The 14917-nt window shown below is 63.7% G+C and carries 12 protein-coding genes; 6 read left to right on the plus strand and 6 right to left on the minus strand.

What is annotated here, in order from left to right:
* Positions 1 to 172 precede the first annotated feature (172 nt).
* The 5 genes from C4J90_RS11865 (at position 173) to C4J90_RS11885 (ending at position 6627) form a co-directional block, all read left to right on the plus strand.
* Positions 173 to 2677: a TonB-dependent receptor gene (locus tag C4J90_RS11865; protein ID WP_124419850.1), complete on the plus strand. Its 2505-nt coding sequence runs from the start codon at positions 173 to 175 to the stop codon at positions 2675 to 2677.
* A gap of 142 nt (positions 2678 to 2819) precedes the next feature.
* On the plus strand, positions 2820 to 4679 hold the full coding sequence (locus tag C4J90_RS11870; protein ID WP_124419851.1) for a phytase: 1860 nt from the start codon (positions 2820 to 2822) through the stop codon (positions 4677 to 4679).
* Between the two features lie 47 nt (positions 4680 to 4726).
* On the plus strand, positions 4727 to 5419 hold the full coding sequence (gene tolQ / locus C4J90_RS11875) for a protein TolQ (RefSeq protein WP_124419852.1): 693 nt from the start codon (positions 4727 to 4729) through the stop codon (positions 5417 to 5419).
* A gap of 15 nt (positions 5420 to 5434) precedes the next feature.
* Positions 5435 to 5881, plus strand: coding sequence for a protein TolR (gene tolR / locus C4J90_RS11880; protein WP_124362574.1), 447 nt, complete (start codon positions 5435 to 5437; stop codon positions 5879 to 5881).
* Positions 5878 to 6627, plus strand: a complete 750-nt coding sequence (locus tag C4J90_RS11885; RefSeq protein ID WP_124419853.1) for an energy transducer TonB — start codon at positions 5878 to 5880, stop codon at positions 6625 to 6627. The genes tolR and C4J90_RS11885 overlap by 4 nt, the downstream gene beginning before the upstream one ends.
* A 118-nt stretch (positions 6628 to 6745) precedes the next feature.
* Here C4J90_RS11885 and C4J90_RS11890 read toward each other — a convergent pair whose 3' ends face one another.
* The 6 genes from C4J90_RS11890 to C4J90_RS11915 form a co-directional block, all read right to left on the minus strand.
* Positions 6746 to 7690 (minus strand): D-isomer specific 2-hydroxyacid dehydrogenase family protein, encoded by a 945-nt coding sequence (locus tag C4J90_RS11890; protein ID WP_124419854.1) that lies wholly within the window; start codon positions 7688 to 7690, stop codon positions 6746 to 6748.
* Positions 7687 to 8856, minus strand: a complete 1170-nt coding sequence (locus tag C4J90_RS11895; RefSeq protein ID WP_124419855.1) for an acyl-CoA dehydrogenase family protein — start codon at positions 8854 to 8856, stop codon at positions 7687 to 7689. Before C4J90_RS11895 ends, C4J90_RS11890 begins: the two co-directional genes overlap by 4 nt.
* A 119-nt stretch (positions 8857 to 8975) precedes the next feature.
* Positions 8976 to 10316: an LLM class flavin-dependent oxidoreductase gene (locus C4J90_RS11900; protein ID WP_124419856.1), complete on the minus strand. Its 1341-nt coding sequence runs from the start codon at positions 10314 to 10316 to the stop codon at positions 8976 to 8978.
* A 10-nt stretch (positions 10317 to 10326) separates the two neighbouring features.
* A complete protein-coding gene (locus tag C4J90_RS11905) occupies positions 10327 to 11301 on the minus strand; it encodes an ABC transporter substrate-binding protein (protein ID WP_124414530.1) in 975 nt (324 codons plus the stop codon).
* Between the two features lie 83 nt (positions 11302 to 11384).
* On the minus strand, positions 11385 to 12968 hold the full coding sequence (locus tag C4J90_RS11910; protein ID WP_124419857.1) for a rhodanese homology domain-containing protein: 1584 nt from the start codon (positions 12966 to 12968) through the stop codon (positions 11385 to 11387).
* Positions 12965 to 13576 carry a cysteine dioxygenase gene (locus tag C4J90_RS11915; protein ID WP_124419858.1) on the minus strand — a complete coding sequence of 204 codons (612 nt, stop codon included), beginning with the start codon at positions 13574 to 13576 and terminating at the stop codon, positions 12965 to 12967. Before C4J90_RS11915 ends, C4J90_RS11910 begins: the two co-directional genes overlap by 4 nt.
* 213 nt (positions 13577 to 13789) lie before the next feature.
* Here C4J90_RS11915 and C4J90_RS11920 point away from each other — a divergent pair, with 213 nt between their 5' ends.
* Positions 13790 to 14695: a LysR family transcriptional regulator gene (locus C4J90_RS11920; protein ID WP_124362582.1), complete on the plus strand. Its 906-nt coding sequence runs from the start codon at positions 13790 to 13792 to the stop codon at positions 14693 to 14695.
* Positions 14696 to 14917: the final 222 nt, after the last annotated feature.

Genomic DNA, 14917 nt, shown 5'->3' on the forward strand with positions numbered 1-14917 from the left:
GGGGATCTTCACAGGTCATATCAGCTCATTTCAGGCCGAAAACCTGCGCAAACCCCCGGTTTAAGGGGTTCGCCATTGCCCCTGTCACAGAACCGTCATCCCCCACCCCTAGCTTGCCCTTCCAGTTGCCGGGCCCCTTGCCTGGCGCCAACGGATTCTTGGGGAGGGTTTCATGTACAAGCGCACCGGGCTCGTCAGCTTTACGCTTACCGCCTTGGCCCTGGCGATCACCTGCGAGCGGCTCAATGCTGCCGAGACCGAGCATGTCGAGGTGGTCGGCCAAGCCGCCGCCATCGGCAGCGCCCTCAAGGAACAGCGCAGCTCCGACAGCATCAAGAGCGTGGTGCATGCCGACGGTGTGGCGCAGTTGCCGGACGAGAACGTCGCCGAAGCGGTGCAGCGGCTGCCGGGAGTCAGTGTGGAGCGCGACCAGGGCGAAGGCCGGTTCGTCAGCGTGCGCGGCCTGGGCCCGGACCTCAACAGCGTGACCATCAACGGCACCCTGGTGCCGTCGCCCGAGAGCGAGCGCCGCGCCGTGGCCCTCGACGTACTGCCCTCGGAACTGGTGCAGTCGCTGTCGGTGATCAAGACCCTCACGCCGGACATGGACGCCAACTCCCTCGGCGGCACCGTCGACGTGAAGAGCCTGTCGGCGTTCGACCACAAGGGCCTGTTCTATACCGGCAGCACCGAGGCCAGCTATGACAAGAACACCGCCCAGACCAGCCCGAAATTCTCCGGCGCCGCCAGCAACCGCTTCAGCCTCGGCGACGGTGTCGACAACTTCGGCGTGGCCGCGGCCCTCAGTTGGCAGCAGCGTGATTTCGGCTCGGACAACGTCGAGACCGGCGGCGCCTGGGATTTCAGCAACGGCGCCAGGCTCAACGAGTTCGAACAGCGCGACTATGACATCCGCCGCGAACGCGCCGGTGGCGGGCTGAACTTCGACTACAAGCCCGATGACCTGAGCAGCTACTACCTGCGCACCCTTTATAGTCGCTACAAGGACACCGAAACCCGCAACGCCGCCAGCCTCGAATTCGCAGACCCCCAGGCGCCGGGCGAACTGGGCGAGGCCGAGGGCAAGCGCAAGCTGAAGAGCCGCGAAGAAACCCAGCAAATCCAGTCCTACGTGTTCGGCGGCGAACGTATGCTTGGCCTCTGGACCTTGAGCGGCCAGGCCGGCTACAGCCGCTCCAGTGAAGACAGCCCGGCGCATATCGCCGGGGCCACCTTCGACGGCGGTGACTTTGCCGACAGCGGTTTCTACGACACGGCCAAGCCACGCCCGATCATTGGCAGCGGCTTCTACGACCCCGGCAATTTCACCCTCGACAAGGTCGACTGGGAAAAACAGCACACCCAGGACACCGAGAAAAACCTGCGCCTGGACCTGGCCCGCGACTATGACCTGAGTGGCTACGCCTCCCAGTTCAAGTTCGGCGGCAAGGTCAGTCGGCGCCACAAGGACAACGACCTGGAGGCCTGGGTCTACAAGGATCTGGATGAACAGGGCTTGACTGACGAACAGCTCAACCTCAGCCAATTCCAGAAGGGCAATGTCGACTACCGCCTTGGCCGTTTCGGGCCGGGCATCAGCGCGGGTAACATCCGCCAACTGATCGGCGGCCTCAACCGCGATGATTTCTACGACCCCACCGAATCCCGGGTCAACGACTTCACCATCCACGAAGACATCAACGCCGGCTACCTGATGAACACCGTCGATATCGACGACTGGCGCTTCATCGCCGGGATGCGCTACGAGGGCACCGAATTCGACGCCAAGGGCACCGGCGCCACGGACGGCCAGTTCAGCGCCACCGAGACCAAACGCCGTTATCACCACTGGCTGCCGGGCCTGCATGCGCGCTACCAGATCGACAAGAACACCCAGGTGCGCGCTGCCTGGACCAAATCCGTGGTGCGCCCGACCTTTGGCCAACTGGCCCCCGGTTTCGTGATCGACGATGACGAGGCCACCTTCGGCAACCCGGACCTCAAGCCCCTGGAATCGAGCAACCTGGACCTGGGCATCGAACACTTCATGGGCCGCGCCGGTACCGTGTCGGCGTTCGTGTTCTACAAGGACATCCAGAACTTCGTCTACAACACCGACGTCGCCGGCACTGGTGCCTGGGCCAACTTTGCCGAGGCGCACACCTTCGCCAACGGCGACAGCGCCAAGCTGTATGGCCTGGAACTGGCGTACTCGCAAAAATTCGACTGGCTGCCCGCGCCGTGGAACGGCCTGCTGATCGGCGCCAACAGCACCTTCAGCCGCTCCAGCGCGGATATCGAGGGCTTCGACAGCGCCAGTGGCGGTAACCGCAAGCGCAACATCAGCCTGCCCAACCAGTCGGACACCGTCGGCAACCTGATGCTGGGCTGGGAGGACGACAGGCTCAGCCTGCGCGTTTCGGCCAACTACAAGTCGGCCTACCTGTACGAGCTGGCGTCGATCAACGACAAGGCCCACGACCTGCATGTGGATGCGCAGACCTTCGTCGATTTCAGCGCGCGCTATTCGCTGAGCAAAAACCTGCAAGTCAGCTTTGAGGCGCAGAACCTCACGGATGAGTCGTACTTCGTCTACACCGGCCACCGCAGCTACAACGGCCAGTACGAGGAGTACGGGCCTACTTACAAGCTGGGCCTGACCTTCACCCATTTTTGAATTCAACCCATTCCCAATGTGGGAGGGGGCTTGCTCCCGATAGCAGCGGGTCAGTCAAAGCTGCATCAACTGACACACCGTCATCGGGAGCAAGCCCCCTCCCACATTGGATCTCCATCGTATTTAAAGGATTTGTTTGTCCATGAGAATTTGCAAGCTGTTGCTGTTGATGGCGCTGTCAGGCCAGGTGTTAGCAGTTGACTTGGCCCTGTCTCCCTGGGCGCCGGGGTTGACTGCTGAGGCTGTCGCCTTCCTGCCCAACGGCACCCAACGCCTCGCCGCCAGTGCCCGCGATGGCCTGTTGCTGCTTGACGAACACGGCGTCCAGCTGGCCCGATTCAAGGGTCATTTCAGCAGCCTCGACACGCGCACCGTCGGCACTCAAACGCTGGTCGCCAGCCTCGACAACGATCGCCAGCAGGCCTTGCTGATCAGCCTGGACAACGCCGGCAAAACCTGGGGCAAACCTTTGTACCTGCCGACCCGCGATTACCCAGTGAATGGCCTGTGCCTGTACCGCGATTCGGCTGCCAACCTGTTTGTGTTCCTGGTGGGCGAGGAGGGCAAGGGCGAGCAATGGTTGGTGGGCAACGCCGCGACGCTGCTGGCCCAGGCGCAGCGTGTACGCGGGCTGCCGCTGCCGCCATCGGCGCAGTTCTGCCAGGTGGACGATGCGGCCGCGCGCCTGGTGGTGAACGAGGCCAATATCGGCTGGTGGGCCTACCCGGCGCACCCGGAAGCCGCGGTGAAACGCACGCCCGTGGCGCTGTTCGATGACCCCAGGCGCGAAGCCGGCGCCATGGCGCTGGTGCCGGGTGGAATGGTGGCCCTGGACCCGAAAACCGCGCAATTGCATCTGTTCCAGCAAACCGGCGAACGTTGGGTCGAGCAGTCGAGCTTGAGCTTGCCGGGCCTCAAGGAACCGGAGCAACTGGCTATCCACGGCCGGCAGTTGCTGGTGCGCGATGATGACAGCGGCCAGCTCTATCAGGGCCGCCTCGACTGGCAGGCCACGCCGGTGCCGGCTGCCCCGGTGCTGCCGCAGGTCGGCGCGTTGCGCCAGACCGAACCGGTGAGCCGCCAGGGCGATGCGGCGGATGATCCGGCGATCTGGATTCACCCGCACACCCCCGCGAAAAGCCGTGTGCTGGGCACCAACAAAAAACAGGGCCTGCTGGCCTACGACCTCAACGGCAAGCTGTTGCAGGAACTGGCCGTGGGGCGCCTGAACAACGTCGACGTGCGCCCCAACTTCAAGCTTGGCGCACAGACCGTCGACCTCGCCGTCGCCAGCAATCGCGATCGCAACAGCCTGAGCCTGTTCAGCATCGACCGTGAAAGTGGCGAGCTGCAGGCAGCCGGCGAAGTGCCGACGCCGCTCAAGGAAATCTACGGCATCTGCCTGTTCCAGCCCGCCAGCGGCGAGCTCTATGCGATTGCCAATGGCAAGGACGGCACCTTCCTGCAATACCGCCTGAGTGCGCCGGCCGGGCGTGTGCAAGGCGAGTTGGTGCGCCAGTTCAAGGTCGACAGCCAGCCGGAAGGCTGCGTGGCCGATGACCAACGCCAGCGCTTGTTTCTCGGGGAAGAAGACGTCGGCGTGTGGGCGGTGGATGCGCGTGCCGACCAGCCGGCCACCTTGACCAGCGTGATCAAGGTGGGTGCGCAGCTGCATGCGGACGTCGAGGGCCTGGCGCTGTATCAGAGCCCCGCGCGGGATTACCTGGTGGTCTCCAGCCAGGGCAATGACAGCTACCTGGTGCTCGACGCCGAACCGCCGTTCGCCGTGCGAGGGGCGTTTCGCGTCGGTTTGAACGCCGCCGCCGGCATCGATGGCGCCTCGGAAACCGACGGCCTCGAGGCCACCGCCGTCAACCTGGGAGGGCCTTGGAGCGAAGGCATGCTGGTGGTGCAGGACGGGCGCAAGCGCATGCCCGAGCAAGCCCAGAACTTCAAGTTCGTGCCCTGGGCCGAGGTGACCCGCGCCTTGCAATTGCCCTGAGCTGTCATCACCCAGTCATGCACTTTTAATCGAATAGGAGCTTCACCATGCACGCGACGATGGAACATATGACGATCTGGAGCTTGATCAGCGACGCCAGCCTATTGGTCAAGGCGGTGATGATCACCTTGCTGTTGGCATCGGTGATCAGTTGGTACCTGATCATCCGGCGCGGCAGTGTGCTGCGGCGCCTGGAGCGGCAGTTGCACGCCTTCGTGGTGCGCTTTCGCGCCGCATCGGATCTGCAACCGCTGTATCGCGACGCTGTGCAGGCGGGTGAGGGCGGTGTGGCGCCGATTTTTATCGCCGGCCTGCAGGAATACCAGCACCTGCACCACCACGATCCCGCAGTGCTCGAAGGCGTGGAGCGCGCCTTGCAGGTGGCGATCACCGAGCAGGAGCTGGAGCTGGAAAAGGGCCTGCAGTTTCTCGCGACAGTGGGCTCGGTCAGCCCCTACATCGGCCTGTTCGGCACGGTGTGGGGCATCATGAATTCGTTCCTCGGTTTGTCCCAGGTGCAACAGGCCACGCTGTCGACGGTGGCGCCGGGCATCGCCGAAGCCTTGATTGCCACGGCCATCGGCCTGTTCGCGGCGATCCCGGCCGTGATCGCCTATAACCGCTTTGCCGCGCGCAGCCAGAGCCTGCTCACCCGTTACTACGCCTTCGGCAACGAACTGCAAGTGCGCCTGCACCGCGCCCTGCGCGGTTCCCCGATCAACTTGGCCGTGGCCGCCTGAACAAGGAGCGAACCGATGTTGACCAGGCCGCAACGCAAGCACGGGCCCAAGGCCGAGATGAACGTGGTGCCTTACATCGACGTGATGCTGGTGCTGCTGGTGATCTTCATGGTCACCGCGCCCATGCTGACCCAGGGTGTGAAGATCGAGTTGCCCAAGGTCGCCGCCGAGGCGCTGGCCACCGACACCCGCCAGCAGATCCTCACGCTGTCGGTGCAGGCGGACGGCGGTTACTACTGGAACCTGGGCGGCGAGCTCGACACCCGCAACCAGACCGACAGCGCCGTGAGCCTGGAAGAAATGGGCGCCAAGGTCATGCAGGTGGTGGCGGCGCGCAGCGACACCCAGGTGTATATCCGCGCGGACGACAACGCCGGGTACGGCCGTGTGGTGGCGGCCATGGCGGTGTTGCAGAAGGGCGGTGTCAGCAACCTGGGGCTGGTGACCGAGGCCCCGCAATGACGGCGATGATCATGCACAGCCCGACACAGGCGCGGGCGCCACACAGCGACGGGATGTGGCGCATCAGCCTGGCGGCAAGCCTCGCCGTGGCGTTGCATGTGGCGGTAGTGGCGGCACTGATGCTGGGCTGGTCGCCGCAGACACCGCAGGTGGACGCGCCTCGGGTGATGCATACGCAACTGGTGATGATGCCGGCGCCGGCGCCTGAGCCTGTAGCGCTCGCATTGCCTGAGCCGGTTGCGGTCCCGGTACCGGTACCGGCCAAACCGACGGTTGACCCGCAGATCCAGGCGCAGAAAATCGAGAAGGCCGCTCTGGCGCGCAAACGGGTCGAAGCGCAGAAAATCGAGCGGCAACAGCAGCGCCTGGCCACCGAGCAACGCAATCGGGAGATGGAACAGCAACGCCTGAACCAAGAGCGTGTAGCGTCCGAGAAAGCCCAAGTTGCCGTACCGGCACCCACGCCAGCGTTCGACAGCCGCCAATATCAGCCCTTGAGCAAGGAAGCGCCGGACTACCCGGAGCGCGCACTGGACAAAAATATTGAAGGCGACTGTTCTGTGGAATACACCGTCAATACCCAGGGCCGCGTGGAAAATCCCAAGGTGCTGGACGGCTGTCACCCGTTGTTTATCCGGCCTTCACTGGCGGCGGCGAATACCTTTCGCTATCAGCCCAGGGTCGTCGACGGCCAGCCAGTCGCCGTGCCGGCGGTGCGCAACACCTTCCACTACCGCATCAAATAATGGCTGACACCGAACCAATGTGGGAGGGGGCTTGCTCCCGATGGCGGTGTGTCAGTCTCTATATCAATGACTGACCCACCGCTATCGGGAGCAAGCCCCCTCCCACATTTAAACGGCGTCAGGCGTTAGCGAGATTTGCCAATTCGATGCCCGAAACATAGCGCTCCAGATTGGCCAGAAACGTATCGGCAATCTCATTGCGGCTATTGGTCGAAATCGCCGACGTATGCGGCGACAACCGTACCCTCGGATGGCTGTACAACGGATGCCCATCCGGCAACGGCTCCGGCTCGGTCACGTCCAGTGACGCCAGGCCGATCTGGCCGTTATCCAGCGCTTCCAACAATGCTTTTTGATCCAGCAACCCACCGCGCGCGATATTGATCAGGTGCAGCCCCGGTTTGGCGCTGCCCAGCACGTCACGGTTGATGATGTGCCGCGTGGCCTCGGTCAGCGGTGCTGCCACCACCAGGTGGTCGGCACGGGCGAACAGGTCGTGGATGTCCTTGGCGGCTTCTACACCCACGCCAAACGGTGTCAGGCTCTGCCGCAACGCGACGACATTGATGCCCAGGGCCAGGGCTTTCTGCGCCAGGCTTTGACCAATCGCGCCGAAGCCGAGGATGCCCAGGGTGGTGCCCTTGAGTGGGCGCAGGGCGGTGAATTGCCATTGCGCGTCTTTCACCCAAATGTCCGGCAAATGCTTGGACGCGGCAAAGATCGCCGCCAGGGCGAACTCGGCGAGGTTGTCGGCGGCGCTGCCCCGTGAGGTGGTGACGGGAGGGCCGTTGAACAGCCAATGCGGGTAGAAGTCGATGCCCGATGACACCAGGTGCACCCATCGAGCGCCGTACGGCCAGCCCGGTGGTGGCGTGTCCGGTGCAGTGTAGCCGCGCACATTGATAGGGCGCAGCAACAGGATATTCGCCTGGAGCGGCAGGTCGCTCGGCACGCCGGCGGGCACGCCGATCACCTGGGCGTGGGGGTGCCGCGTGGCCAGACGTGCGCGGATTACGTCGTTGTAGTCCTCGTCCAACTGGCTGGCAATAATCAGCTGACTCATGTGCGTTCCTTCTGGCGTTGGGCGAACACCGCTTTACCGACGCCTTGCAGCACGGCGTCGTTCTGCGGGGTGTGGACGCGACTGCACAGCACATCGCGGTAGTGCCGTTGCAGTGGGCTGTGCCGTGACAGGCCGGGGTTGCCCGAGGCTTCGATGGCCAACTCGACCGCGCGAATGGCGTTGCCGGTCACCAGGTACTTCAATTGCGCCGCGTTGGCGGCCGGCGTGTGGCCGTCGGCGGCGGCATCGAGCAGGCTGCGGTTGGCAAACAACAGGGTATCGATATGGCCGACGGTCTCCTGGAAACGCGGCAAGGTGGACAGCGCTGCGCCGAGATTCGACGGCTGGCGTTCTTCGAGCCAGTTCACCAGCCAGTCCCTCGCGGCCTGGGCCACGGCGTCGTACACCGATGACAGCAGCACCGACATCCACAGCAAGCCCTCGCCATCCAGCTCCGGCTGCGGCGCGCTGCGCGGGCTGACGCTGACGGCGTGGTCCAGCGGCACCAGCACGTTGTCGAGCACCACTTCATGGCTGCAGGTGGCGCGCATGCCCAGGTGATCCCAGGTGTCGATGATGCTCACCCCGGGGCTGTCCTTGGGCACCAGCCAGGCGCCTACCAGCGGGTCGGCATCGTCGCTGCGCGCCCACACGCTGAACCAGCTCAGGCCATGGCTGCCGGTGGAGTAGATTTTGCGCCCGCTGATGCGCCAGCCGTCGGCGCTGCGTACGGCGGTGGTCGCCGGCAAGCCGCCACGGGCCGGCGTGCCGAGGTCGGGCTCGACGCGCAGGGCATTGATCAGCGCGCCATGGCGCACCGCGTCTTCGCCGACGCGCACACGCAAGTGCCGGGGCCAGGTCTTGCTGTCCTGCAAGCGGCTGTGCTGCAGGTATTGCATCACCAGGATCAGCGCGGTGGAGGGCTCGCCCTTGGCAATCGCGCTGATGGCCTTGCGCGCCAGGGGCAGGCCGGCACCGCCGCCGCCGAGGGCGCTGGGCACGGTGAGGGCGATCAGACCGTGCTCATGCAGCCGCTTGAAATTATCGTGGGGGAAGGCGCCGCTTTCATCATAAAGGTGGGCAGTGCTGGCCAGCTCGGCGCTGAGGCGCTCAAGTATGGCGTCGAAATCGACGGCCTCCACAGCGCGTAAAGATGATTGAGTCATGAATATGTACTCGGTCAAATGTGGGAGGGGGCTTGCTCCCGATAGCGGTGGTTCAGCCAGTGGATGTACCGCCTGACAGATTGCCATCGGGAGCAAGCCCCCTCCCACAGGGGATGGTGTCAGGCCAGGGCTTTTTCGGGGGCTTCAACCACGCTGTAGCGGTTGGCCGGCACCTTCAGGCCGAGGTTGTCGCGCAACGTGTGCCCGCTGTACTCGGTACGAAACAACCCTCGCTGCTGCAGCACCGGCACCACCAGTTCAGTGAAGTACTGCAAGCCATCGGGCAGCACCGAGTTGATGATGAAGCCATCGCTGGCTCCCTCTTCGAACCAGTGCTGGATCGCATCGGCGACCTGCTGCGGCGTGCCGACGAAGTCGCGCTTGGGCCGCGAGAATCGCAGCGCCACTTCGCGCAGGGTCAGGCCTTCGTCCCTGGCCAATTGCTTGATGCGTTCGGAGCCGCCTTTCTGGCTGTTGGCGCCCAGATCGCCGAGTTCCGGAAACGGTGCGTCGAGCGGGTATTGGCTGAAGTCATGGTCGTTGAACGGGCGGCCGAGGGCGACGATGGCATCTTCGACGGTGACCAGTTCCACCGCCTGCTGGTAACGGCTTTCCACTTCGGCGGCATCGCGCCCGACAATCGGCCGGATACCCGGCAGAATCGACAGGCTGTCGGGGTCACGCCCGAAGCCCTTGGCCCGGCGTTTCAAGTCGGCGGTATAGGCTTTGCCCTCGTCGACAGTCTCCACATGCACAAAGATCGCATCGGCATTCTGCGCGGCGAAGTTGCGCCCGTCTTCCGAGGTACCGGCCTGGAAAATCACCGGCTGGCCCTGGCGCGAACGCGCAATGTTCAGCGGGCCCTTGACCGAGAAAAATTCGCCCTGGTGGTTAAGCGCATGCAACTTGTGCGGGGTGAAGAATTCGCCGCTGTGCTTGTTATAGGCAAAGGCGTCGTCTTCCCAAGAGTCCCACAGGCCCTTGACTACATTCAGGTGTTCCTTGGCGATGCGGTAGCGCACGACGTGAGGCGGGTGTTCGGCTTTGCCGAAGTTATCGGCGGTGCCGCTCAGCCACGAAGTGACCACGTTCCAACCGGCGCGGCCACCGCTGATATGGTCCAGCGAGGCAAACTGGCGCGCCACCTGGTAGGGCTCGGTGTAGCTGACGGTCACGGTGGCAACCAGGCCGATGTGCGTGGTCAGCGCGGCCAGGGCCGACAGGATGGTCAGCGGTTCAAACCGGTTGAGGTAGTGCGGGCTGGATTTGGCGTGGATATGCAGGCTGTCGGCGATGAACACGAAGTCGAACCGGGCGGCTTCGGCCAGTTCGGTCTGCTGTTTGTAAAAGCCGAAATTCGTGCTGGCGTTGGGTTGCGCCTGCGGGTGGCGCCATTCGCCCCAACCGTGGCCGACACCGTGGACCATGGCCCCGAGTTTCAATTGACGTGGCTTGCTCATGTTCTGCTCCTTAGCGCGATGCTTGGGAATTGGGGGCACGCTGGGCGTTGAAGCTCTTGTCGAAGCCTTGCGACACGTCGATGTGCCGGCTCAACAGGCCTTCCTTCTGGTAGGTGTCGGCGGTGGCTTGCAGGCCGCTGATCACCGCGTCGTCAATCTGCACCGGGGACAGGTGGGTGTCCTTGGCCACTTCAATGTGCACCGCCAACGGCAGGCCGGTGATTTTGGCCTGGGCGGCGGCGTATTCGTCGGGGTGCTTGTTGGCCCAGGCGTAGGCCCGGTCGACGCGGGCGACAAAGTCATCCAGTTGCACGCGCTTGTCGGCAATGGCCTGGGCGGTGGCGGCGAAGTACAGGTGGTTGCTCAGCAGGTTCCTGCCGCTGACCAGCACCCGGGCGTTGCTTTGTGAGGTGACCACGGTGGTGTACGGGTCCCAGGTCGCCCAGGCATCGGCGGTGCCGTTATCCAGCACCAGGCGGGATTCGGCGGGCAGCAGGAAAATGAACTGCACATCCTTTGACGTCAGGCCGGCGCTGGCCAGGGCCTTGATCGCCAGGTAATGGCCGATGGAGCCGCGCCCGGTGACGATTTTCTTGCCCTTGAGGTCGGTTGCGGTCTTGATCGGCGAATCCTGGGGCACCAGCAACGCGGTGGTATTACGCCCTTCGGCGTGGATGATGCTGATCACTTTGAGCGACGCACCGGCGCCGAGGGCGAACACATAGGGCGCATCGCCCAGGGCGCCGACATCCACCGCACCGGCATTCAGCGCTTCGCCCAGGGGCGAGGCCGAGGGGAATTCCGACCACTTGATCTCGTAGGGCACGTTTTTAGTTTCGCCGGAGGCTTCCAGCAGCGCCTTGATCGTCGACTTCTGGTTGGCCACGCGCAAGGGTTGCAGGTCGGCGGCGTGGGCATTGGCAAGCAGGCCGAGCGCCAGGGCGCTGCCCAGCAGCAGGCGTGTGAGGCGAGTAGTGAACAGCATGGGACAAACTCCAGGCGTTGGGTAAAGGAAGGTACCTCCGCCTGGAGAAGGGGTCGGATATCCGGGAACGGTGCTGCGGTGGATCAGATCACGTAGAAGCCGTGGGTGCCGTCGCGGGCCAGTTGCTCGACCAGGCCGAATTCCCAATCCAGGTAGGCCTGCATGGCTTCCCGTGGGTTATCGGTGCCTTCATAGGGGCGGCGGTAGCGGTCGATACGCGGTGACGCCAGGTGCGTTTCGCCTTCCTCCAGCGGCAGTTGCGCGGCGATCCAAGTGGCGGTGCCGCCCTCCAGCAGGAACACTTGTTTGCCGGTCAGGGCTTCAACCTCGGGCACCGCCAGGCGCGCCAACTGGCTGCTGCCGCAGGTCAATACGTAGCGCTGCGCGCGGGGCACCTTTGCCAGCGCCTCGGGCAGTTGCGCACGCACCGCCCACCAGGCACCGGGGATATGGCGCTTCACGTAATTGGCGCTGGCGGTGAAGTCCAGCACCAGCGTGTCGCCATGTTCGAGCCAGTCGGCGAGGGTGTGCGCGCTGATCAGTTCGGCCTGGGGTGGCGCGGGCACCGGCGCGACCCAGGCGCCGTGTTCGCTGAAATGCGCGGCGTGCACCTCGTCAAGCACATAGACGTCCCAACCCAGCTGGGCGAGCCAGGAGGCCGACATATTGGCACGCACGCCGTCATCGTCCACCAGCACCAGGCGCGCACCACGCACGCTGGCGACATGGTCGGTTTCCTGCACCAGTTGCCCGCCCGGCGTGGAGCGGGCGCCGGGCAGGTGGCCGGCCTCGAATTCTTCCGGGGTGCGTACATCGAACAGGTAGGTGGTGCGTGTCGCGTCCTGCTGCCAGCGTTGCAGATCATCGAGGGTGGCACGGCCGACGCGGGCCCTGTCAGCCACGCCGCGGGCAGCTTGGGCGGCGATCTGGCGATGTTCCTCGCTGGTGGGCGCGAAGCGGCGTGCTTGACCATGGGCGAGTGTCTGCCCGGCCAGGGTCCAGCCGATGGTGCCGTTGCGCAGCGCCGACACCGGGTTGGCCACGCCGGCGTTGATCAATGACTGGGTGCCGATAATGCTGCGGGTACGCCCGGCGCAGTTGACGATAATGCGCGTCGCCGGGTCCGGGGCCAGTTCACGGGCGCGCAGCACCAGTTCGGCACCGGGCACGCTGATGCCGGTGGGAATGCTCATGGTTTGGTATTCATCGAAACGCCGGGCGTCGAGCACCACCACATCGGCCTGGCTGTCGAGCAGCGCCTGGACTTCCTCGGCCGCCAGGGACGGCGTGTGGCGCTGGCTTTCCACCAGTTCGCCAAAGGCCTTGCTCGGTACGTTGACGTCGATAAACAGCTCGCCACCGGCCTGGCGCCAACCCTCAAGCCCACCTTCCAGCAGGCTGACCTGGGTGTAACCCAGCGCAACCAGGCGTTCGGCGGCGCGCTCGGCCAGGCCTTCACCGTTGTCATACAGCGTGACCTGGGTATCGCGGCGTGGAATGCGCGCATACACCTCCAGTTCCAGCTTGGACAGGGCAATGTTTGCGGCAAACAGCGGGTGGCCTTCGGCGAACGGCGCTTCCTCGCGCACGTCTACCAGGGCGACTTCCTCATGGTCCAACAGGGCCTGGCGAATCTGGGCGTAGCTGCGGGTCGATACGGTGCTCATAGGGCAGGGCTCTTTTCTTTGGACAGGTCCCAGATATTCGGGAGGTAGGCGTTGGAATAACCGGAGATAAACAGCTTCTCGCTGCCGTCGGGTTGATACACCGCCCGACGCACCGCGCCGATGTTGGCGCCGTACACATGAATGCTGATGGACACCTGGTCGTCGTGGGCATTGCTCACCTGATGGATATCACCGATCTTGGGCGACACCGCTTCGACCTGGCCCGGCAGCAGTTGCACCGGCGTGCCTTCGGCAACCAGGGCGCCACCAGGCGCCCGGGCAAAACCCTGGGAAAATTCCGCACCGCGCAACATGCCGATCAGCCCCCACACCCGATGATCATGAATCGGCGTGCGTTGACCCGGCCCCCACACAAAGCTGACGATGCTGAAACGCTGGCGCGAATCGGCATGCAGCAGAAATTGCTGGTAGCGCTCGGGGTCGGGTTGGGCGAATTCGTCCGGGAGCCAGTCATCATGGCTGACCAGTTGCGCCAGCAGCTTGCCGCCACGGTGCAGCAGGTCGCCCTCGCGCGGGTTGCCGTCGATCAGCTCAGCCAAGGCGCCGATGAAGGCGCGTAATCTCTCGGGGTGTCGGGCCTGGCTCATGAACATTCCATTCGCGGTAGTTGATGGGCTTATCTAAGCATAATGTTTGTTGTTAATATGCTATTTTTTAATGATTAGCTTATAGCTGTAAGTAATTTAGAATCGTCCTGTATAGCGTTAGACGTTATTGATCACAGCACGGGCTATTCAGACCGGGTGGCGCCAACTATGCTTGGCGCACATCTTAACGACTGTTCTCTATGTGCGGCCCAAATGAAAATTGACGATATCGATGCCTTTGTCGAAGTGATTCGTTGCCAGTCCATCAGCCATGCCGCCGAGTCGTTGCAGTTGACCCAGCCGGCCATCACCCGTCGCGTGCAGAATTTCGAGCAGGCGCTGGGGGTTGAGCTGTTCGACCGCAACACCAAACCACTCAAGCCAACGCGGATCGGCACCCGGGTGTATGAGCAATGCCGCTCGATCCTGCGCGAGATGGACGCGCTGCGCGAGCTGGTCGCCACCGACGCACCGCCCAGCGGCGTGCTGCGCCTGGGGGTGCCGCAGACCATCGGCGACGTGGTGCTGCTCGATGCGCTCAAGCACCTGCGCAGCGAGTACGCCGACCTGCGCGCCCAGGTGGCGACCGGCTGGGGCAGCCAGTTGGTCGGCAAGATCGAGCGCGGCGAGCTGGATGCGGCGGTGGCGTTATTCCCGGCGGGCAAGATTTTTCCGGACAACATCGTTGGTGAGTCGATCGGCAAGATGGACCTGGTGGTGGTGTGCGCCACGGCGCAACTGCCGAAAAAACCGTGCAAGCTGGCCGACGTGTACCAGCACGGTTGGATCCTCAACCCGGACGGCTGCGGCTTCCGCGCCGGTCTGCAACGTACCCTGTCGGACCAGGGCCTGGCCTTGCGGGTCAACCTGGAAACCTTCGGCACCGAGTTGCAATTGGGGCTGGTGGCGGATGGGCTGGGCCTGGGCCTGGTGCCGCGCCCGTTGCTTGCGCGCAGTGCCCATCGCGAGCAACTGGCAGTGATGCCGCTGAAGGACTTCAAACCGGTGATGGATTTATGGCTGATCTATCCGCACTTTCTTGGCAACCTGCAAGGGCCGGTGGATGCGTTTGGCCAATGGGTGGCCGATTCCCTGCACAAGATCCGCAACGCTGCCTGAATCCGTGTGGGAGGGGGCTTGCTCCCGATGGCGGAATTTCAGTTAAAGATGATTTGACTGATCTACCGCTATCGGGAGCAAGCCCCCTCCCACATTTGTTATGTGTAGTTGCCGAGAATTTTATAAAAATTAATAATAATTAGCTTAGATTAAAATGTGCTTTTTATTATTTTTGCGCATCGCCTAGGCTGGCCGGGAAGTCCTTAAGGCCATCCAGGAAGT

This window comes from Pseudomonas sp. R2-60-08W (assembly GCF_003852335.1).
In the GTDB taxonomy this organism is placed as follows: domain Bacteria; phylum Pseudomonadota; class Gammaproteobacteria; order Pseudomonadales; family Pseudomonadaceae; genus Aquipseudomonas.

Coding starts and splice junctions, on each gene's coding strand:
- C4J90_RS11905 (WP_124414530.1), bottom strand. CDS start 11,301: ATGCTGTTCACTACTCGCCTCACACGCCTGCTGCTGGGCAGCGCCCTG.
- tolR (WP_124362574.1), top strand. CDS start 5,435: ATGTTGACCAGGCCGCAACGCAAGCACGGGCCCAAGGCCGAGATGAAC.
- C4J90_RS11890 (WP_124419854.1), bottom strand. CDS start 7,690: ATGAGTCAGCTGATTATTGCCAGCCAGTTGGACGAGGACTACAACGAC.
- tolQ (WP_124419852.1), top strand. CDS start 4,727: ATGCACGCGACGATGGAACATATGACGATCTGGAGCTTGATCAGCGAC.
- C4J90_RS11870 (WP_124419851.1), top strand. CDS start 2,820: ATGAGAATTTGCAAGCTGTTGCTGTTGATGGCGCTGTCAGGCCAGGTG.
- C4J90_RS11885 (WP_124419853.1), top strand. CDS start 5,878: ATGACGGCGATGATCATGCACAGCCCGACACAGGCGCGGGCGCCACAC.
- C4J90_RS11915 (WP_124419858.1), bottom strand. CDS start 13,576: ATGAGCCAGGCCCGACACCCCGAGAGATTACGCGCCTTCATCGGCGCC.
- C4J90_RS11920 (WP_124362582.1), top strand. CDS start 13,790: ATGAAAATTGACGATATCGATGCCTTTGTCGAAGTGATTCGTTGCCAG.
- C4J90_RS11895 (WP_124419855.1), bottom strand. CDS start 8,856: ATGACTCAATCATCTTTACGCGCTGTGGAGGCCGTCGATTTCGACGCC.
- C4J90_RS11865 (WP_124419850.1), top strand. CDS start 173: ATGTACAAGCGCACCGGGCTCGTCAGCTTTACGCTTACCGCCTTGGCC.
- C4J90_RS11910 (WP_124419857.1), bottom strand. CDS start 12,968: ATGAGCACCGTATCGACCCGCAGCTACGCCCAGATTCGCCAGGCCCTG.
- C4J90_RS11900 (WP_124419856.1), bottom strand. CDS start 10,316: ATGAGCAAGCCACGTCAATTGAAACTCGGGGCCATGGTCCACGGTGTC.